Genomic DNA, 17,970 nt, shown 5'->3' on the forward strand with positions numbered 1-17,970 from the left:
AGCAGCCCTCTCCTATAACTTTTAATCTAATAACAGCTCTAATTCGTAGCTGTTAATAATTCTTTTGCTTTTAGTATATGTGGATCGTCGTTATTGATTTTCTCACGGATTGCATCCATTAATGCATACGTCGTTTCACCAACAAGTACTCCACTTTGTTCTAATTGGTGAGCTTCTTGGAAGGATTCTACTGCAGCTTTAGTTGCTTCATCGAAGGTTTCATCAATTGTACCAGCTTCATAGCCTAATGCGTTTAGGATTTGTTCAGCAGAACGAACTGATGGAGAAACATTCCCAATTTTAAATTCAGTCTCTGGGTTAATATAAGTAGCAGTTGCGTATTCTGGATACTCAACCTTTTCATCTGGCTCTATACCCTTTTCATTAATCCAATTACCATTTGGAGTTAACCATTTACCTGTTGTATATTTTAGGTTTGCACCATCTTGTAAATAGCTAACTGTTTGAACTGTCCCTTTACCAAAGGAATTTAAACCAACAAGCTTAGCACCGGCTGATTCACTTAAAGCACCAGCTAAAATTTCAGATGCAGATGCACTACCATTATCGATTAAAACCACTATTGGTTGACTGTATTTCTTGCCACCTTCAGCTAACATTACTTCCGCATCGCCTTCTCGCCCTTGCACTTGTACAATTGGCTTTCCTTCATCAAGGAAAAGATTTGCGATATCAATTGCAGATGTTAGGAAGCCACCTGGATTTTGACGTACATCTAAAATAATACTTTTCATGCCATCTGCATTAAATTCCTCCATGAATTTAACTAATTCATCGAAAGTCTGTTCACTGAAGGAAGTGATTTGAATATGGGCGATCTTGTCTTCTCCCATTTCACCGTAAACTGTTTCAATTGGAATATCGTCACGAATGATTGTCATTTCGATTAATTCTTCTGATTGGCCACGTTGGATTGTTAGCTTAACTGGTGTACCTTTTTCACCACGAATTAATAATACCGCCTCAGAGGCACTCATACCTTGTATGCTTTGCCCATCGACTGTCAAGATTATATCTTCTGGTATCACCCCTGCTTTTTCGGCTGGTGAGTTTTTTATAGGCGACACAACGACAATGTTTCCATTACGTTCTTGAATTTCTGCCCCAATCCCCTGGAAGCTTGATGAAAGATCACTATTAAATTGTTCAGCTTGTACTACATCCATATAATCTGAATATGGGTCTTCTAAGGCATCAAACATCCCATTAATAGCACCTGTTATTACAGCCTCTTCATCAATTTCAACATAGTATTTATTTTTCAGCTCATCAAAGGCATCATATAACTCCGAAAATTCCTCTCGCTCTACAGGAACGGAAACCTCGACTACCTTCTTTTCACCAAAAGTCAGTGCAAAAATTGTTAAGCCCGCTGTCAATAAAATTGTTAAGAACATCAGCATGATGAAACTAAACGGTTTAATACGAATAAATTTTTTTGCAGGCTTCACCTGTTCTTCCTGTTGTCCATCATGTTCGGTTTTCTCAAATCCTTGTTGGTTTTGATCATCCATCTAATTCACCACTCTCATTTTTACACTCACGTAAAAGAATCTGCTTTACATCCTTTTTGGATTTTTTCTCTAGTATAACGAAAGATAACTTAGCTTGCATAAACTTTCCTGTTATTTACGAAAAGAAAGGCTGTCAATTATTAGACAGCCTTACGAAAAAAAATATGCAAAGCATTTGCTATACATTACTCTTGAATTGCAGCTTCTAACGCAACGACGATCATATCATTGAATGTTGTTTGACGTTCCTCAGAAGAAGTAGCTTCACCTGTAATAATGTGGTCAGAAACCGTTAAAACAGATAATGCTTGACGTCCAAATTTAGCAGCTAGTGTATATAGTGCTGCCGATTCCATCTCAACAGCTAAAACACCGTAGCGAGCTAATTTTTCGTTTTGATTTTCTTCTGAATAGAACATATCAGCTGTAAAGATATTACCTACTTTAATGTTTAACCCAGCAGCAACACCAGCGTTATATGCTTTTAGCAATAAATCAAAATCTGCTGTTGGTGCGAAATCGATACCATTAAAGATAATCTCATTCATTTTAGAATCAGTTGAAGCAGATTGTGCAATGATTACGTCACGCACTTTTACGTCTTTTTGGATTGCTCCACAAGTACCTACACGAATTAGCTTTTGTACTCCGTATTCTTGCATTAACTCTGTTGCGTAAATTGAAATTGATGGTACACCCATTCCTGAACCTTGAACAGAAACACGTTTTCCTTTATATGTACCAGTATATCCAAACATATTACGAACTTCATTATAACATGTTACATCTTCTAAGAACGTTTCAGCTATATATTTTGCACGTAATGGATCTCCAGGTAATAAAATAGTTTCTGCGATGTCACCTTGTTTAGCGTTAATATGGATACTCATTAGCAATCCCTCTTTCCAAAATTATCTCATCTTAAAATATACTTGCTTTTGCAGCATTGTGCAATGATTTACCTTATAATATACATTTTGCACTACTAAAAATCAAAGAAATAAAAGCACTTTAATATTTTATCTCATAAAGTTCCCAAAGTTCATCGAAAGTTTGCGTTGACATGTTATCATCAGCAATCATCTCGATATACCTTGATACTTCCTCAAAAGAGGTGCTGCTTTTAGGAAAACTATGATCTAAAAATGCAGTTTCGGCAAATCTAGTTTTAGGATCGTTTGCATTTCCTCCTCTAAAAGAAAGGATATATAAATAAAAACTCTGTTTCATTTCGGAGCCCCTTTGCTTCTCGATAAACTAATCTATCTATAGTTACTTTGTACTCATATAAAAACATTTTATTTTCTATTCTTATATTTTTAATTGTACTTGTCAAAGCTATCTAAAAAAAGTGTTAGAAGGAAAAACGATGCATAAAATCGGGAAAATTGGAATTTTACATGTCATTTTTTTAGTAATGACCTTTATCGGATTAAAAAATCACGTAACAATCTTACCACCTATTTTAGACCATGTAAAAAGAGATGGGTGGATGTCTGTTATTCTAGCAGCTGTCATTATGTTTCCGTGGTTATTTTTAGTGCTCTTTATCCATAATAAAACAGAGCAAAAACCATTAAAAGAATGGCTATATCAAAAAATAGGTAAAATACCTAGCTCAATTCTCTTATACAGTGTTGTAGTATTTATTTTTATACTTGCAGCTTTTACTATGTGTGAAACATTACTGTGGGTTAATGCGACTTTTTTACCCAATACACCCAAATTAGCTCTCTTAGCGATTTACATTATTCTTTGTTTTTTATTAATTTCAACCAATATGCTGACAATCGTAATTGTTAATACATTTGTATTATTCTTCGTTGTGGTCTTTGGCTTCTATGTAGCAATTGCTAATATTCAAGTCAAGGATTATAGCCTTATACAACCGTTCTTGGAGCATGGTGTTAACCCTGTAATACTAGGTGTTGTATACCCAGCCTCAGGATTTATAGAATTACTATTGCTCTTATTTATGCAACACCATTTTAAAAGTAAACTTCGATGGTACCATCTTGCAATTATGCTATTCATATTGACTGGTCTAACACTTGGCCCACTTTTAGGGGCAATAGTAGAATTTGGACCTGAAGAGGCAGCGAGACAAAGATACCCAGCTTATGAAGAATGGGGACTTGTAACAATCGGTCGTTTTATAGAGCATATGGATTTTCTATCGATTTATCAATGGCTAACGGGTACATTTATCCGAGTTAGTTTACTGTTATTTATAGCTTGCGATATTTTAAATTTGACAGGTCAAAGAAAAAAGATATGGAAGTTTATGTTTTTCCCCTTTTTCTTTTTCTGCTTAATAGTAATAGGATTGGATGATACTCTTTTTTTACATTTAAATGGAAATGAAATGCTGATTACTACCTTTGTTTGCTTTTTAGGTATTTCAATTCTATTAAGTACAATCGCTCTAATCTCAAGTAGAAAAAAAACTAAAATGGCAAAACATCCAGAGAATAATCAAAATTAAGAAAGTAGTGAATTTGGATGGATGTAAATGGACAGAAAGAAATAAATATCACTACATTAAGGAAGCTCTTTAACAAATCGGCCGATGTTATTTTCAATGAATTCACCTTTAACCAATCCCCTGTATTCTTTATTAAATGTGATTCAATGGTAGACGAAAAATTGCTTTACACAGTCGTCTTACCCAATATAGAGAGCTTATTTAAGGATAACAATTCCTGTCTAGTAAATGACCAAATGATTGAGCAATTGCCCATTCCCCAAATACAAAAGATAACAAATGAAAATGACATAATTTCTAAAGTATATAGTGGCAATATTTTAATTTACTTTAAGGATACAAAATTGCTCTATGCTTGTAATATATCTAGAAAGCCTAATCGAACACCTGAAGAAACTAATATGGAAGTACTGGTGAAGGGTCCCCGTGACAACTTTATTGAAGATTTATCTACCAATATTGCATTAATTCGAAAACGCTTACCTACTAATTCTCTTTGTGTCGAGAAATTTAACATAGGTAAACGGTCAAAAACTGAAGTAGCAATAATGTATATGGATGATATTGCGAATAGAGATATTTTGACAGAGTTAAAAAAACAATTTAATAAGATAGATACTGACATAATTGTTAGTGCACAAGCTTTAATGGAGTTTATTAATAAAAAAAACTGGGTTATGCCATCAACCAATTCAACCGGAAGGCCAGATTTTGCTATTCAATCATTAATCAGGGGCAGGTTTATAATTATCGTCGACGGTACACCTTATGCTGTTATTACACCTATCAATTTTTTCTCTTTACTTAAAACATCTGAGGATAACGAAAACCCGATTATTTTCAGCTCTTTCGAAAGGATTTTACGTTTGCTCGGTGTTTTTTTAGGTATCGCCCTACCTGCATTTTGGCTGGCACTGACTCTATTTCACCAAGATCAGCTACCCTTACAATTACTTGCAACAGTTGTAATTTCAAACAGGGGCTTACCTTTTCCCGCTGTTTTAGAAATGTTAATTTTATTAGTAATTTTCGAATTATTCCGTGAGGCTGGATTAAGGATGCCTTCAAAAATTGGTACAACAATAGGAGTAGTAGGTGGTTTAATTATTGGTGATGCCGCAATTCGTGCAGGTATTACTAGTCCTGCAATGGTAGTTGTTATTGCGCTATCAACTATAGCTTCCTATTCGATTGTGAACCAATCACTAGTAACAATGGTCGTTATTCTTAGAATCACCTTTATTTTCGTGACATCCATATTTGGCTTATTTGGATTTTTTGTTTGTATTTTTTTACTTTTAATATATCTCGCTAATATTCGTATTTTCGGAACTCCGTATTTGGATATTACAGCTGACTTAAGCTGGGAAAACATTAAAAAAGCAATTATCAGACAATCAAAACCAAAATATTCAGAACGACCAAATATGCTCGATCCCAAAGATGACACAAGAAACCAAAATGAGGGTACAAAATGAAAAAAACAATCAAGTTATTATACTTATTCCCCCTCGCCTTTCTTTTAACAGGTTGTTGGGATTTAAATGAAAATGAAAGAATGTATTATGCCTTAGGAGCAGCCATCGATTATAAAGAGGGATATTATGAGGTATATGTTCAAATTATCAGCTTCTCAAATGTAGCTAAATCGGAACAAGTAAATCAAGATGTCATTCAATCCGAAGTGAATTCTTTCAAAGGTGTAACCCTCAGTGAGGCTTTTTCAAATTTGTATAAAGCAATTGATGAAGAATTATATTGGGGGCATTTTTCATTTTTAATATTAAGTGAAAATGCTTTAAAGGATAATAGGTTGAATTCCGTAATCAATGATATTACGAGATTTATCGATACGAGATACAATACGTGGGTTTATTCAACCGATGAGCCTTTATCAGAGTTCCTTACGACTGTACCTTTATTAAGACGCTCAATTACGCTGACTAGATTGGCTGACCCTCTCAATTCATATAAACAACAATCCTTCATCGAACCAGTTACTGTTCGAACACTAATCATCTCGTTGAATGAGCCCCCAAAAACAATTAATATACCCTACGTTCGACTCAAAGATGATTGGAAAAACCAAAAGGATCCAAGTAAGAGCATTGAGACAGCTGGAATAGGAATCCTAACACCCACAGATTTTAAAGGGTTCGTAAAAGGTTCTGATGCCGAAGGTTTAAAATGGTTAAGCAACAAAACGATTTCAGCGAGAGTTACATCAACTTTAGAGAATAAAAACCACTTCTCCACAACAGTAAAAAACATAAAAGTGAAAATTGAACCAATTGTAAATGGTAATGATGTGCAATTTGATATTAACCTTTCTTTAACGGCTGGATTAGATAATTTCACAGGAAACTTAACACCAGAAGAAATAGAGAAGGCCATTGTTAAACAAATTAAAAAAGAAATAAAAGATAGTTTTAAGGTAGGGCTAGAAAAAGATGTTGATATATACCGACTAACAGAAACTTTATATCGAAAGCATGTAAAATTATATAAAAAGCTTGAGAAAGAAGAGAACTTAACGTTAAAAGAGGATTCAATTAGAAACATTAATATTAAAGTTCAAGAAATTGATACAGGTAGAAAATCCTTTGAGGATACTATTAACTAATCGATATTAGAAAAGTTGCAAAAAGGGACAACAAAAAAGGTGGAGTTTCTCCACCTTTTCCAGTATTTATTTAAATAATTGTAAATACTCTCCATAGCCTTCTTCTTCCAACTTATCCTTTGGAACAAAGCGAAGTGCAGCAGAGTTAATACAATAACGTAACCCTCCTAGTTCACTCGGGCCATCTGGGAAAACGTGCCCTAGATGTGAATCAGCAGCTTTACTTCGGACCTCCACTCTTCTCATACCATGTGAAGTATCAAAATGCTCTGTTACCTCTTCTGTTTCTACTGGTTTAGCAAAGCTTGGCCAGCCACATCCAGCATCAAATTTATCTTTTGAACTAAATAATGGCTTTCCTGATACGATATCCACATAGATGCCTTCTTCAAAATGCTGATCATATTCGTTTTGGTACGGTGGCTCTGTCCCTTGTTTTTGTGTTACGTAGTATTGCATTTCAGTTAATTGTTTTAATCTTTCTTCTTTATTCATGTTCATGCCCCCAATGTTTTTGAATAAATGCAGCACGTCCTGATCCAATTTGATAACGCTCATAATGCATCGGATTTTTTCTATAGTATTGCTGATGGTAATCCTCAGCAGCATAAAAAGGCTTAGCAGGAAGGATTTTTACGGAAATCGGTTTTTTAAATTTACCTGATTGTTCTAGACGTGCCTTCGATTCTTCTGCTATTCTTTTTTGTTCGTCATTATGGTAAAAGATAGCAGTCGTGTATGACTCGCCTCGGTCATAAAATTGACCGCCTGCATCAGTAGGGTCAATTAGAGTCCAATATAATTCAACCAATTTCTCATAAGAGTAAACCTTCGAATCGAAAGTAATTTGTACAGCCTCTAAATGACCGGTTGTTTCAGAGCACACCTGCCGATATGTAGGATTTTCAATATGACCGCCTGTGTAGCCTGAAAGTACTTCTTCAATGCCGGGTTGTTGGTCAAAGGGCTTCACCATACACCAAAAACAACCGCCAGCAAATGTCGCGATTTCTTTACTCATTCCTTATCCCCCTATTCGTTTGGTACAATTACCTCTAAAAGAACACGATTATTTTCTAAATCAACTTCCTTTGCTCTTACACGAGCACCATTCATCACCTTAATATCTGTTAGATCTACATAAACCTCTTCTTCATTTGGTCGAACAATTATCCAATCAGGAAATGCTACAGCATCATTCATAAGCTTTAAAACTGTTGATGGCTGTATATTTACTTTTCCTACATTAACGGAATCCTGCTTTAATTGTATATTCCCCTCTTCGGTAACTACTGGGTTAAATTTCATTGAAAACGGAACCGTTACACCAAATGCAGTTAGTTCGCTATTTAGGTTAATGGACTTATCAACTACAATATCGATTGGCAGTGGACTATTGGCTAACTCTTTTTGTAAATAATTCATTGCCATTTTTTCGATATCATCAGCTGTTGCTTCGACAAGTAATACACTGTCAGTAGGACTTACCGTAACACCTTTACTATTGATTTGAACATCTTCTGAAGGAGAAGTCGCCAAATAAAAAATGATGGTAATGAAAAGAATGATGGCACCTGTTAAAATAAAAAAGGCGACTTTCCACTTATTCATACTTACGTTCACTCCTTAAATCTTTCACCTTAAAAACTATGTACCCCACATATGACATCATCAATCTATCACAGGATAAGGGCTAACCTTACTTTCTCCATTTTAATTGGTAAAGATTAACCCGTTCGATGAATCTTCTATGTGACAGGCTTTCATCATGGAGAGAATTCGTTCTGTCATTATTGTATACCCATATCCATTTGGATGGAAGAAATCTGAATGATAAACTAAATTTGCGTTTTCATCGAACAAATCCTGGATGTCCACAAAGCATGAATTTTTATACTTACTAGATGTTCCTTCGATTGTATCATTCCATTCCGTGATAATCGATTCGAATTCAGTGATTTCATCTGTTATTACTGAGAAAGGATTATACAGTCCGATCACTATAATTGGAACCTCAGGGTTTACCGTTCGAATATTAGTCAAAATTTCGTTATAGCGATTTGTAAATTGAACTAATTCTTTATCAAAGTCTGCTCTTTTAAGCTCAAACAAATCTTTTTTAACTACTTTCATAATATCATTTCCACCAATAGTTAGTGTAATGAGTTCAGCATTTTTTAGTTCGTAATCATAATGGCCTTTTTTAATAAGGTTCAGTAATTGATCACTTCTACGGCCTCGTTTTCCTCTATTGTCTAAGATTACCTCAGCTACATCAGTAGATTGCACAAGCTTCTCCACTAATCTTTTAGTATACCCATTTTTTTGCTCTTCATCCCCAACACCTCGAGTTAATGAATCTCCAAGCGCCAAATAATATAATCTAGTTGAATCTTCTTTTATTTCTTCAGGTGGGACTAATTTTAATTCATTTAATAATTGCTCTTCAATCGATTCTTGGAATGCTGTCGTTAAGGTCAGTTCTTCAACGGATTCGTCTAAGCCTTCAACTGGATGCTTTTCTGCTTCTGCTTCCGTTTGTGCTTCTGTTTCTGTTTCATCCTCAACTTGTTGAGGTTGATCAGTTTCTGTTGCACCATTTGCATCTAAGGCGACTATTGTATTCGATAGATTTTTTTGTGAAGATTCGTTAGTTACTTGTTTATCACCAGCCACTTTCAAATAACCTAGAAGTAAGACAACACAGCATACGAAGAGAATAGTTATTCGTTTCAGAATGATTACCCCTTTCATATTTGTTTTCTTTTTAAATTTCAAATCGGAATTTGTTGTAAATTGTTTAGTTATATTTAGTTTAATTTGAGCAATTATTTCGTTTTGTATGTGAAATCTATTCTGAAAATAAAAAAGCTATCATTCTACTCATAATAGTATATGAGCGTATGATAGCAGATTTCTTATTATTCAGCGAAATAAATAAATCCAATTGCACCAGGGCCAGTGTGTGTGCTAATGATCGGAGAAGTAAATTTAATCTCTATGTCCTTGATGCCAGTTGATTCAACTAGTTCAATAAGCGGGTTACCCATAGTTGTTAATCCGTCCGCATGAGAAATTCCAACAGCTTTAACTGTTTTCCCTGCAACATCCTCTTGGAACTGCTTAAATAAGTAACTAACAACCTGTTTGTGACTTCTTACCTTCGCAACTGGTGTATAAGATCCATCATCGAGTGTAGCAATTGGCTTGATGTTTAATAAAGAACCAATCATTCCTGTTCCTTTACCAATACGGCCACCCTTAATAAGATTATCTAATTTGTCTACCACTACAAATAATCTTGTGTTTTTTCTTACCTCTTCAAGGCGGGCAATGATTTGCTCTACTGAGGCACCTGCATCACGTAGTTTAATGGCCTCACGAATTTGAATAGCAAGTCCCACCGCGATGTAGCGTGAATCGAAAACCGTTACGTCTGAATCACTCATTTCAGCTGCTTGTCGTGCCGAATCAAATGTTCCACTCATTCCACCAGTCATATGAATGGAGATAATTTGATCGCCCGTGCTTCCCAGTTCGTCATAAAGTTCTTTGAATTTCCCTGGTGCTGGCTGAGAGCTTTTTGGTAATTCCTTTGAGTTTTTCATTAGGTCTAAAAATGATTCAGGTTCTACATCCTGACCATCTATATAGGTTTTTCCATCAATTTGAATTGTTAAAGGTACGACTTTAATGTCATGTTCCATTAATTCTTCTTTTGTTAAATCACAAGTTGAATCTGTAACAATATGAATTCGTCCCAAAATGACACATCCTTTAATATAGTAGAAATATTATAATACAAATATTCACTCTGGAATAATGACAAATGTAATCGATTTCAAAAAATACCTATACTTTGTGTATTTATTGTTCACAATTGTAAAGAAATTTATATGACAAATGATAGTATCTGTCCATTTATTATTCAAGTATAGTGAAATCACAGGGAGTGAAAACGATGAAAAATAACGAAGCATTTGATTATAAAAATTGGAAAGAAGAATTATGGAATGCGATTACACATGGAATTGGCTTATTTATAAGTATTCCCGCTTGCGTCATTTTAATAATTCTCGCCGTTCAAAAAGGAAGCACGGTCCAAATTGTTTCTAATTCCGTTTTTGGAGCTTCACTTGTCCTTTTGTTTTTAATGTCAACTTTACTACACAGTATGCCCGAAAAATATAAAAGATTTTTCTCTATTTTAGATCATTCATCTATTTACATACTTATTGCAGGAAGCTATACACCATTTTTGTTAGTTGCCGTGGATGGAGTTTTTGGAATTGTTCTCCTTTGTACCATCTGGTCAATCGCTATTTTTGGCGTAGTATTTAAATGTCTATTTATCCATAAATTCGAAACTTTCTCATTAATACTTTACATTGTTATGGGCTGGCTAATTATCTTTGCCATTAAACCATTGTACCAGTTCCTGCAATTTGATGGATTCACTGTTTTACTAGCTGGAGGATTGCTATTTACTTTTGGCTCAATCTTCTACGCTTGGAGAAAAATCCCCTACAACCATGCAATTTGGCATCTGTTCGTTATTGCGGGCTGCGCTTGTTTAGTGATATGTGTGGCAGTATATCTTTAAACGAAGTTAGCAGGCTATTTACATTTAGCAATATACCCAACACGAATTATCTAAAAACCTAAAATAAAGGGAATCAATCATAAAATTTGATTGATTCCCTTTTTATAATGGTCTTATGCGAAACCTATTCTTTCAAAAATATTTTACTTATTACTTTTCCTTAGAAACCAATTTTTTTAAAGCTTCTGGTAAAGCGATTAACGCTGGGACAAACAGTGGAAGTAAAATAAAGCATAAAACAATCAGTCCCGTTATGACTGCAATCGCTAATTCAGTTAACAGGACAATTCCTGCTGGCATTAATGTAGCGAATGTACCGCCAAGAATAATTACTGCTGAAATAATTACTCCACCTGTATGCTTAGATGCAAGCACAATTGCTTCTTTTGCAGTAAGCTCAGGGTATTCCTTAAAGCGCATCATTAAGAAGATGCTATAGTCTACTCCAAGTGCCACGATTATGATAAAGGAGAAGAAAGGAACAAATGAAGAAATTCCTGCATATCCCAAAATATCTAGGAAAATAAAGTTAATGATGAACATGGCAGTATAGTACGCGCCAATAAGCGACGCTGTGATAAATACTGGTGTCCAGAATGAACGAATCACCAGGAATAACACGAGTAATACACCAATAATCACAATTACTGTTGTACGATTTAAATCCCTTGATAATACATCGTTCATATCATTAGTTGTTGCACTTGTTCCAACAGTTCCGCTCTTTGCATCAGAAAGTTGTGTTCCTTTTAGCCCGTTGGAAAGCGCATCATTAATTTGACTTACTGTTGCCAATGCTGCATCTGAATATGGATCATCCTTTAAAACTACTGTCAATTTAGTGATTTGACGATCCTCAGACATAAATGCATCCAAGGATTTTTTAAATTCTTCGTTTGTTAAAGCTTCCTCAGGAATAAAAAATGTCTTATTCGTATTTAGCTGAGTTAAATAACCATTCGTTTGATCAAGCCCGCTTGATATTTCTTCCAACCCATCATTTACATCAGTTAATTTATCGCCAAATTCACCGAAACCATTAAGACCTGCAACTAACTGCTGTTGACCAGCCTTCATTTCACTCAGTCCGGTATTAACTGCATTCATATTGGTTACGATTGTGTCAATTCCTGAAGATGCTTGTCCAAGGCCATTCTTTAATTTTTTCAAACCATCTGCCATCTGCGATAAACCATCAGTCATACTTGCCAGACTTTTATTCGCAGTGGCAAAGCCTGCATTTGCTGTATTATAGTTTTCATTTAAAACAGCGATACTCTCAGGTGTGATTTGACTTAGAGAGGTTGAAAGCTGATCGATAGTTTGTTTTAGTGCTTGGAAGTTTGAATCTGTTTCAGATCCCTCGTAACTATTGCCTATTGCATCTGTCATAGATTGCATTTGAATAAGTGCACCTTTGACTGCTAATAGCGCGTTTGCTGCATCTTGATAATGTGTTCCCATTTCAGAGTAACCAGCCTGCAATTTCCCATAATTTTCTGCTAAAATCGCAACTCCATTACTCATAGCTGAAAGATTAGTTTCTATAGCTGCCAAGCCATTCTGAATCGTTTGTGGATTATTAGTCCCATCATCGATTCCAGCTTGAATTTGTTTAAGACCATTTGCTAAGGCTGTAACACCAGCCTGAAGTTTTTCTGTACCATCAACCATTTGGCTTGCTTTAGAAAAGTCGGCGGATTTTAAACCTTTTTGAGCTTCTGACAATCCGCTATATATTTGGTCGACTCCAACTTTTGTTTGGGAAATTCCATCTGTAACACTTCCCATTTGACTATCGACATAAAAGTCTTCAATTGGCTGTCCTTGAGGCTGAGTAACAGAAGAAACCATTTTCACACCATCAAGGGCCTTTAATCTCTCTGTAATATTATCAATAATAGCAAGAGATTCATTGTTATTAAGTGGCTGATCATTTTCAATTACAACAGTAGCCGGCATAGCTTGACCTTTTCCAAAATGCTCTGCTACTAGATTAATAGCTTTTGATGAAGGATAACTATCTCCTAGCTCTCCAACTGTATCGAAATTAAGTTTTTCGTCATGAAGCAAGATCATCGGTAAAATAAGCACGAGAATAATCACCGTAACAAGTATCGGATGCTTAGTACCGAAGGAAGAGGTTTTCTCCCAAAATTTATTCTCCTTATGTCCCCCTACATTTTTCGATGGCCAGAAAATTTTCTTGCCTAACACTTTCATGATAAATGGTGTTAATGTCAAAATTTCGATCAATAAAATGGTTACGCCAATCACAACAACTACACCAGATTGATAGATTGGAGATTCAGAGAATACGAGTGCAAGGAAAGCTATAAATACAGTAAGAATACTATAAGCAATTGTTTTTCCCGCTGTTTTATACGTATTAATTATTGAATCATCTACTGATTTACCATTAGCTAATTCTTCTTTAAATCGATTAAATAAAAGAATGTTATAATCTGTACCAATCCCGAACAAGATCAAAACTAAAAGCATTTGCGTAAGACTCGTAATTGGGAAGCCAGCTTTATCAATTAGCTGTGCAGCAATCCCCATTGACACAAGGTAGGAAAATGCTACTGCCACAAGAGAGATAAAAGGAGTAACAACTGATTTAAAGGCGATAACTAATACTACGAGTATGAAAATCACCGTCAGTGCAGCACTTTTTTCAACTCCTGCCTGTGAAGCTTTTAAATAGTCATTATTTATGAAATCTTCACCACTAAGATAAAATTCGACAGGGACACTATCAAGTTTGTTTTCAAACTGTGTCTTAATGTCATCGATTTCTCGTCCTTTTTTATCTAACTTATAGCTCACCATTAAGGTTGTACCATCTTCAGAGAATAAAGAGCTCTTGGCATCTGGTAAACTGAAAGGGTCAATCATTTCTGTAATACCAAGCTCTTTGCTACTACTGCGAATTGATTCAACCGCATCTCCTATTTTTTGCATTTCTTCCTCAGAAATTTTATCTTCATCGTAAAAAACAATTAAATTATCTGTTCCTTCAGTGGTATTCATTTTTGCCAAAATATCCCCTGCGATTACAGAAGGACTATCACTACTTGTACCTTCCTGTCCTTTTTGTCTTAATATCGCATTAATATCTGGCTGTATTATTGTTAACAATATTGTCGCAATAAGCCAAATTACAAAAATAGCCCAGCGTCTTTTTATGATGGTTTTCACCTTGTAGCCTCCATTTTTACTATATGTTATTTCCCACGTTTTTCTTTTTCAGAGAAGTATAATATGTCGATGAAATCATAGTTGTCAATTCCCTCAGCAAGCATTTTTTCTTTTGCGGCAGACACTAATAATTTCATCCCTTTCTCCACTATTTCTTGCTCTTCTTGAGTTAAAAGATTCATTACACCAATTAGTGACTGATTTGTGACCTCGGAAATACTTTCATCAATTTTTTCAACTAAACTAGGAGCTAACGAAATATCTACTAGTCGTTTATCTTTTTGATTTGGCCTTTTTACCAGCAATTCTTTTGCAATCAATCTATCCACAATATCTGAAACCGTACTTTGAGTCATTTTCAAATTTTGCGAGAGTTGCTTAATGCTAACAGTTTTATGGGCATATACATCGCCAATAACCCTTATTTGAGGAATAGTTACGCCATGCTCTTCTGCTGTTTTCTGTAAGCTTTTCATCGTATAGCGGTGTATAAAATCAATAGATTCACCAATAAACTCAGCTTTATTCACAGTTAGTATCCCCTTCCTTAGATAAATCGGATACGATACATCGTACACGATATATATTAAGAATAAAAAATTCCTTTGTCAATGTTTATTATTTTCATTCATAGATTTTATGGCCTATTTTTTAAGTTACTTATAGAGATAAAAGTCATATATTACTAAGTTGACTTTTGTTCCATTAAAAAATAGCCATCCAAAATGGACGACTATAAAAAGGGTGTTTTTTTATGATTGACGAATTATTCCTCCATTTACATGAAGTACTTGACCAGTTACGTACATCGACTCGTTAGCTGCGAGGTATACAAATGCAGGAGCGACTTCAAATGGCTGAGCTGCACGTCCCATTGGTATGTCAGTACCCAGTGTTGCTACATCATCTGCTGGATATGTGCTAACAGTAAGTGGTGTCCATGCCGGCCCTGGAGCAACACCATTTACCCTTATTCCCTTTTCTACAAGTGATAGTGCCAAGGACCGTGTAAATGATACAACTGCCCCCTTTGAAGCTGCGTAGTCAAGTACGTTCTTTTCTCCCTCATATGCAACTCTCGAAGCTGTATTAATAATTGAGCTACCCTTCTTTAAATATGGAAGAGCAGCTTTTGTCATATAAAATAATGGATATACATTTGTTCTGAAGGTGTCGTCAAGTTGGTCATTAGAAACATCCATAATATCCTTTGTGTAAGGCTGAACCGCTGCATTATTCACTACAATATTAATTCGCCCAAATTTCTCTATAGTATGAGTTATAGCATGCTCAGAAGTTGTTGGTTCACGCAAATCTCCTCGGATTAGAAGACAACTGATTCCGAATTTCTCTACATATTGCTTTGTCTCTTGTGCATCTCGATCCTCATTAAGATAGACGATCGTTAAGTTAGCCCCCTCTTTCGCATAAGCTACTGCCACTGCACGTCCAATACCACTATCGCCACCAGTAATAAGCGCAACCTTACCTTTAAGCTTTCCACTACCTTTATATCCAGCATAATCAAATATGGGTCTTGGATTCATTGCCCATTCCATGCCAGGTGCCTGATCTTGATGCTGAGGCGGAAAAGCAATTGGCTGTTGCACTCCCTTTTGTACTACACCTAGGTACGGGTAAACCGGATAATCTTGAGTCATTTTTTCAAGTATCCTTCCATATATAATTTTTATAAAATCTGTCTAAAGGCAACTTTAGAGGTATAGTATGTCGCATGCTTTAATATTGTGCAGTTCAATAATTATGAAAACCTATAAATGGACTCTTTACTTGTCCTTCAAATTTTAACTAATCATATTACGAACGAATTTCATATCTAAGACAATTAGCACTAGAATATCGAATCCGTAATATTAAGATAGATTAGCATTTTTCCGTACCCGTCACTTTTCACACAGTCCATAACATGAATAAATCTTGAAATACAAAACGAACATCAAATACTACTAGAGGTAGCATCCGATGTCCATTTAACTATCAATATATTATTTTCTTAATGTTAGTAAGGCGCCGCTCCAAGCAATAACTTGGTCAAGCATTGCATTTACATTTGTAAGGTGTAATTCAGCTGGTTTGAATGTTGTATAGTTTTCAAAATCTGTGAATAGAGATAATGTAGGGTGTACGCGTACATCTGCAATCATTAACTCTCCCATAATTCCGCGCAAATGCTCTGCTGCACGAGCACCACCAGTCGAACCGTAGCTCACAATACCAGCTGCTTTGTTATTCCATGCTTCACGAGCGAAATCAATTGCATTTTTTAAAGCTCCACTGATGCTGTGGTTATATTCTTGCGCAACAAATACAAAACCATCTAGGCTAAATAATTTTTCATTCCAAGCTGCGATTCCTGGCTCTGAACCATCCGTAGTTCCTAAGAATGGTAATTTATAATCTGCAATGTCAACGATTTCATAGTTTGCGTCTCCGCGGCTATCTGCAATTCCTTTAATCCATTCAGCCACTTGTGGACTAACACGTCCTTCTCTTGTGCTTCCAATTATGATACCAATGTTTAGCTTTGTCATGATTAATTTCCTCCATCACTTGTTTTTTAATTTATTTATCTAACCTTGTGCACCCATTCCAATTCTTTTTAGTAAATCAATTAGAAGTTCTTTTTCCTCATCCGAGATAAATGAAAAGTTTTCAGAAATAGTAGTAGCATGTTTAGGGAAAACCTGATCAAAAAGTGTTTTGCCTTCTTCAGTCAGTACAACATTGGATGCCCTTCTGTCGTTTGGGATAGGCTGTCTTTCAACAAGCCCCTTTTTCTCTAACTTATCCACAACGTAAGTGATACTTCCACTTGGGATTGACAATGTTTCACTTATTTTTTGCACTGGATGAGGCCCTTTACTATAAAGCAATTCAAGAATCATAAAATTTTCACTACTGATCTTATGATTGGCGATATCCTTTTGTATATTTTCAACAACTGCTTTCGTTGCTTTTAGCCAAACACGAAATAATTTTAAATCTAGATTATTTTGCTCTTCCATTACTCAATCTCCTAACTATAAGGCTTATCTTCGTCTACTATATAAAGGATAATCAACTTCAGTTGGATTCTCAATAAGCAGCACCCGAAGCATCTACCTTTAGGACTTGATGAGCAAGCTTAAATTAATGAACCAAAATTAATAACCAGTACGATTAATCCTAAAAATAACAGAATAATTGGCATCATCAAATCTTTTACAGCATCTTCAATTTTGATATGAGTGAAAATTGCACCAAGCATCGTCACAACGATTACTAAACCACCCCATGCTGCCAAAGCTGAATTCCAAATACCCGCAATAACTAATACAGCTGCAGCAAGTTCAACTACTCCTGTAAATACTCTAAACCAAGCAGGGTAACCATAATTCTTAAAGCCTTCAACCATTTGCTGAGACCCAAGCTTCATAAAACCAAACATTAGGAACCCTAAACCTAATAGAACCTGTAAAATTATTGATAAAATCGTCAATTACTTTCTCTCCCATTAGACTAA

Annotated in this window: 18 protein-coding genes; 4 read left to right on the plus strand and 14 right to left on the minus strand. The window is 35.3% G+C overall.

Features of this window, described 5'->3' with window-relative positions:
* Positions 1 to 38 precede the first annotated feature (38 nt).
* The 3 genes from BJ095_RS13650 to BJ095_RS13660 all read right to left on the minus strand — a co-directional run bounded on the left by BJ095_RS13650 (position 39) and on the right by BJ095_RS13660 (position 2,765).
* A complete protein-coding gene (locus BJ095_RS13650; protein WP_107936132.1) occupies positions 39 to 1,535 on the minus strand; it encodes a lmo1851 family serine protease in 1,497 nt (498 codons plus the stop codon).
* A 185-nt stretch (positions 1,536 to 1,720) separates the two neighbouring features.
* Positions 1,721 to 2,425, minus strand: coding sequence for a purine-nucleoside phosphorylase (deoD, locus tag BJ095_RS13655; RefSeq protein ID WP_107936130.1), 705 nt, complete (start codon positions 2,423 to 2,425; stop codon positions 1,721 to 1,723).
* 121 nt (positions 2,426 to 2,546) lie between these two features.
* The gene (locus BJ095_RS13660; RefSeq protein ID WP_107936128.1) at positions 2,547 to 2,765 is read right to left on the minus strand and encodes a YozE family protein; all 219 of its coding nucleotides are present in this window, start codon (positions 2,763 to 2,765) and stop codon (positions 2,547 to 2,549) included.
* A gap of 139 nt (positions 2,766 to 2,904) precedes the next feature.
* Here BJ095_RS13660 and BJ095_RS13665 point away from each other — a divergent pair, with 139 nt between their 5' ends.
* The 3 genes from BJ095_RS13665 to BJ095_RS13675 are packed head-to-tail and all read left to right on the plus strand — an operon-like array spanning position 2,905 to position 6,643.
* Entirely contained in the window at positions 2,905 to 4,020 is a 1,116-nt protein-coding gene (locus BJ095_RS13665) for an endospore germination permease (protein ID WP_107936126.1), read from the plus strand.
* A gap of 17 nt (positions 4,021 to 4,037) precedes the next feature.
* Positions 4,038 to 5,498, plus strand: coding sequence for a spore germination protein (locus tag BJ095_RS13670; RefSeq protein WP_107936123.1), 1,461 nt, complete (start codon positions 4,038 to 4,040; stop codon positions 5,496 to 5,498).
* The gene (locus BJ095_RS13675; protein ID WP_107936121.1) at positions 5,495 to 6,643 is read left to right on the plus strand and encodes a Ger(x)C family spore germination protein; all 1,149 of its coding nucleotides are present in this window, start codon (positions 5,495 to 5,497) and stop codon (positions 6,641 to 6,643) included. Before BJ095_RS13670 ends, BJ095_RS13675 begins: the two co-directional genes overlap by 4 nt.
* A 66-nt stretch (positions 6,644 to 6,709) precedes the next feature.
* Here BJ095_RS13675 and msrB read toward each other — a convergent pair whose 3' ends face one another.
* The 5 genes from msrB to BJ095_RS13700 all read right to left on the minus strand — a co-directional run bounded on the left by msrB (position 6,710) and on the right by BJ095_RS13700 (position 10,407).
* Positions 6,710 to 7,144 (minus strand): peptide-methionine (R)-S-oxide reductase MsrB, encoded by a 435-nt coding sequence (gene msrB, locus BJ095_RS13680; protein ID WP_181418071.1) that lies wholly within the window; start codon positions 7,142 to 7,144, stop codon positions 6,710 to 6,712.
* Positions 7,131 to 7,664 carry a peptide-methionine (S)-S-oxide reductase MsrA gene (msrA, locus tag BJ095_RS13685; RefSeq protein WP_107936117.1) on the minus strand — a complete coding sequence of 178 codons (534 nt, stop codon included), beginning with the start codon at positions 7,662 to 7,664 and terminating at the stop codon, positions 7,131 to 7,133. The genes msrB and msrA overlap by 14 nt, the downstream gene beginning before the upstream one ends.
* An 11-nt stretch (positions 7,665 to 7,675) precedes the next feature.
* Entirely contained in the window at positions 7,676 to 8,254 is a 579-nt protein-coding gene (locus BJ095_RS13690; protein ID WP_107936115.1) for a YpmS family protein, read from the minus strand.
* Between the two features lie 102 nt (positions 8,255 to 8,356).
* A complete protein-coding gene (locus tag BJ095_RS13695; RefSeq protein ID WP_181418072.1) occupies positions 8,357 to 9,319 on the minus strand; it encodes a GDSL-type esterase/lipase family protein in 963 nt (320 codons plus the stop codon).
* A gap of 245 nt (positions 9,320 to 9,564) precedes the next feature.
* Complete coding sequence (locus tag BJ095_RS13700; RefSeq protein WP_107936111.1) at positions 9,565 to 10,407, minus strand: DegV family protein; 843 nt, start codon at positions 10,405 to 10,407, stop codon at positions 9,565 to 9,567.
* 197 nt (positions 10,408 to 10,604) lie between these two features.
* Here BJ095_RS13700 and trhA point away from each other — a divergent pair, with 197 nt between their 5' ends.
* A complete protein-coding gene (gene trhA, locus BJ095_RS13705) occupies positions 10,605 to 11,246 on the plus strand; it encodes a PAQR family membrane homeostasis protein TrhA (RefSeq protein WP_107936109.1) in 642 nt (213 codons plus the stop codon).
* A gap of 150 nt (positions 11,247 to 11,396) precedes the next feature.
* Here trhA and BJ095_RS13710 read toward each other — a convergent pair whose 3' ends face one another.
* The 6 genes from BJ095_RS13710 to BJ095_RS13735 form a co-directional block, all read right to left on the minus strand.
* Positions 11,397 to 14,447: an MMPL family transporter gene (locus tag BJ095_RS13710; RefSeq protein WP_107936107.1), complete on the minus strand. Its 3,051-nt coding sequence runs from the start codon at positions 14,445 to 14,447 to the stop codon at positions 11,397 to 11,399.
* 26 nt (positions 14,448 to 14,473) lie between these two features.
* Positions 14,474 to 14,977, minus strand: a complete 504-nt coding sequence (locus tag BJ095_RS13715; RefSeq protein WP_107936105.1) for a MarR family winged helix-turn-helix transcriptional regulator — start codon at positions 14,975 to 14,977, stop codon at positions 14,474 to 14,476.
* 222 nt (positions 14,978 to 15,199) lie between these two features.
* Positions 15,200 to 16,108, minus strand: coding sequence for an SDR family oxidoreductase (locus tag BJ095_RS13720; protein WP_107936103.1), 909 nt, complete (start codon positions 16,106 to 16,108; stop codon positions 15,200 to 15,202).
* Between the two features lie 345 nt (positions 16,109 to 16,453).
* On the minus strand, positions 16,454 to 16,999 hold the full coding sequence (locus tag BJ095_RS13725; RefSeq protein ID WP_107936101.1) for an NADPH-dependent FMN reductase: 546 nt from the start codon (positions 16,997 to 16,999) through the stop codon (positions 16,454 to 16,456).
* 39 nt (positions 17,000 to 17,038) lie between these two features.
* The gene (locus BJ095_RS13730) at positions 17,039 to 17,473 is read right to left on the minus strand and encodes a MarR family winged helix-turn-helix transcriptional regulator (RefSeq protein ID WP_107936099.1); all 435 of its coding nucleotides are present in this window, start codon (positions 17,471 to 17,473) and stop codon (positions 17,039 to 17,041) included.
* Between the two features lie 119 nt (positions 17,474 to 17,592).
* Positions 17,593 to 17,946 (minus strand): DoxX family protein, encoded by a 354-nt coding sequence (locus tag BJ095_RS13735; protein ID WP_107936097.1) that lies wholly within the window; start codon positions 17,944 to 17,946, stop codon positions 17,593 to 17,595.
* Between the last annotated feature and the right edge of the window lie 24 nt (positions 17,947 to 17,970).

Source organism: Ureibacillus chungkukjangi, from assembly GCF_003217295.1.
GTDB classification, from domain to species: Bacteria; Bacillota; Bacilli; order Bacillales_A; family Planococcaceae; genus Ureibacillus; species Ureibacillus chungkukjangi.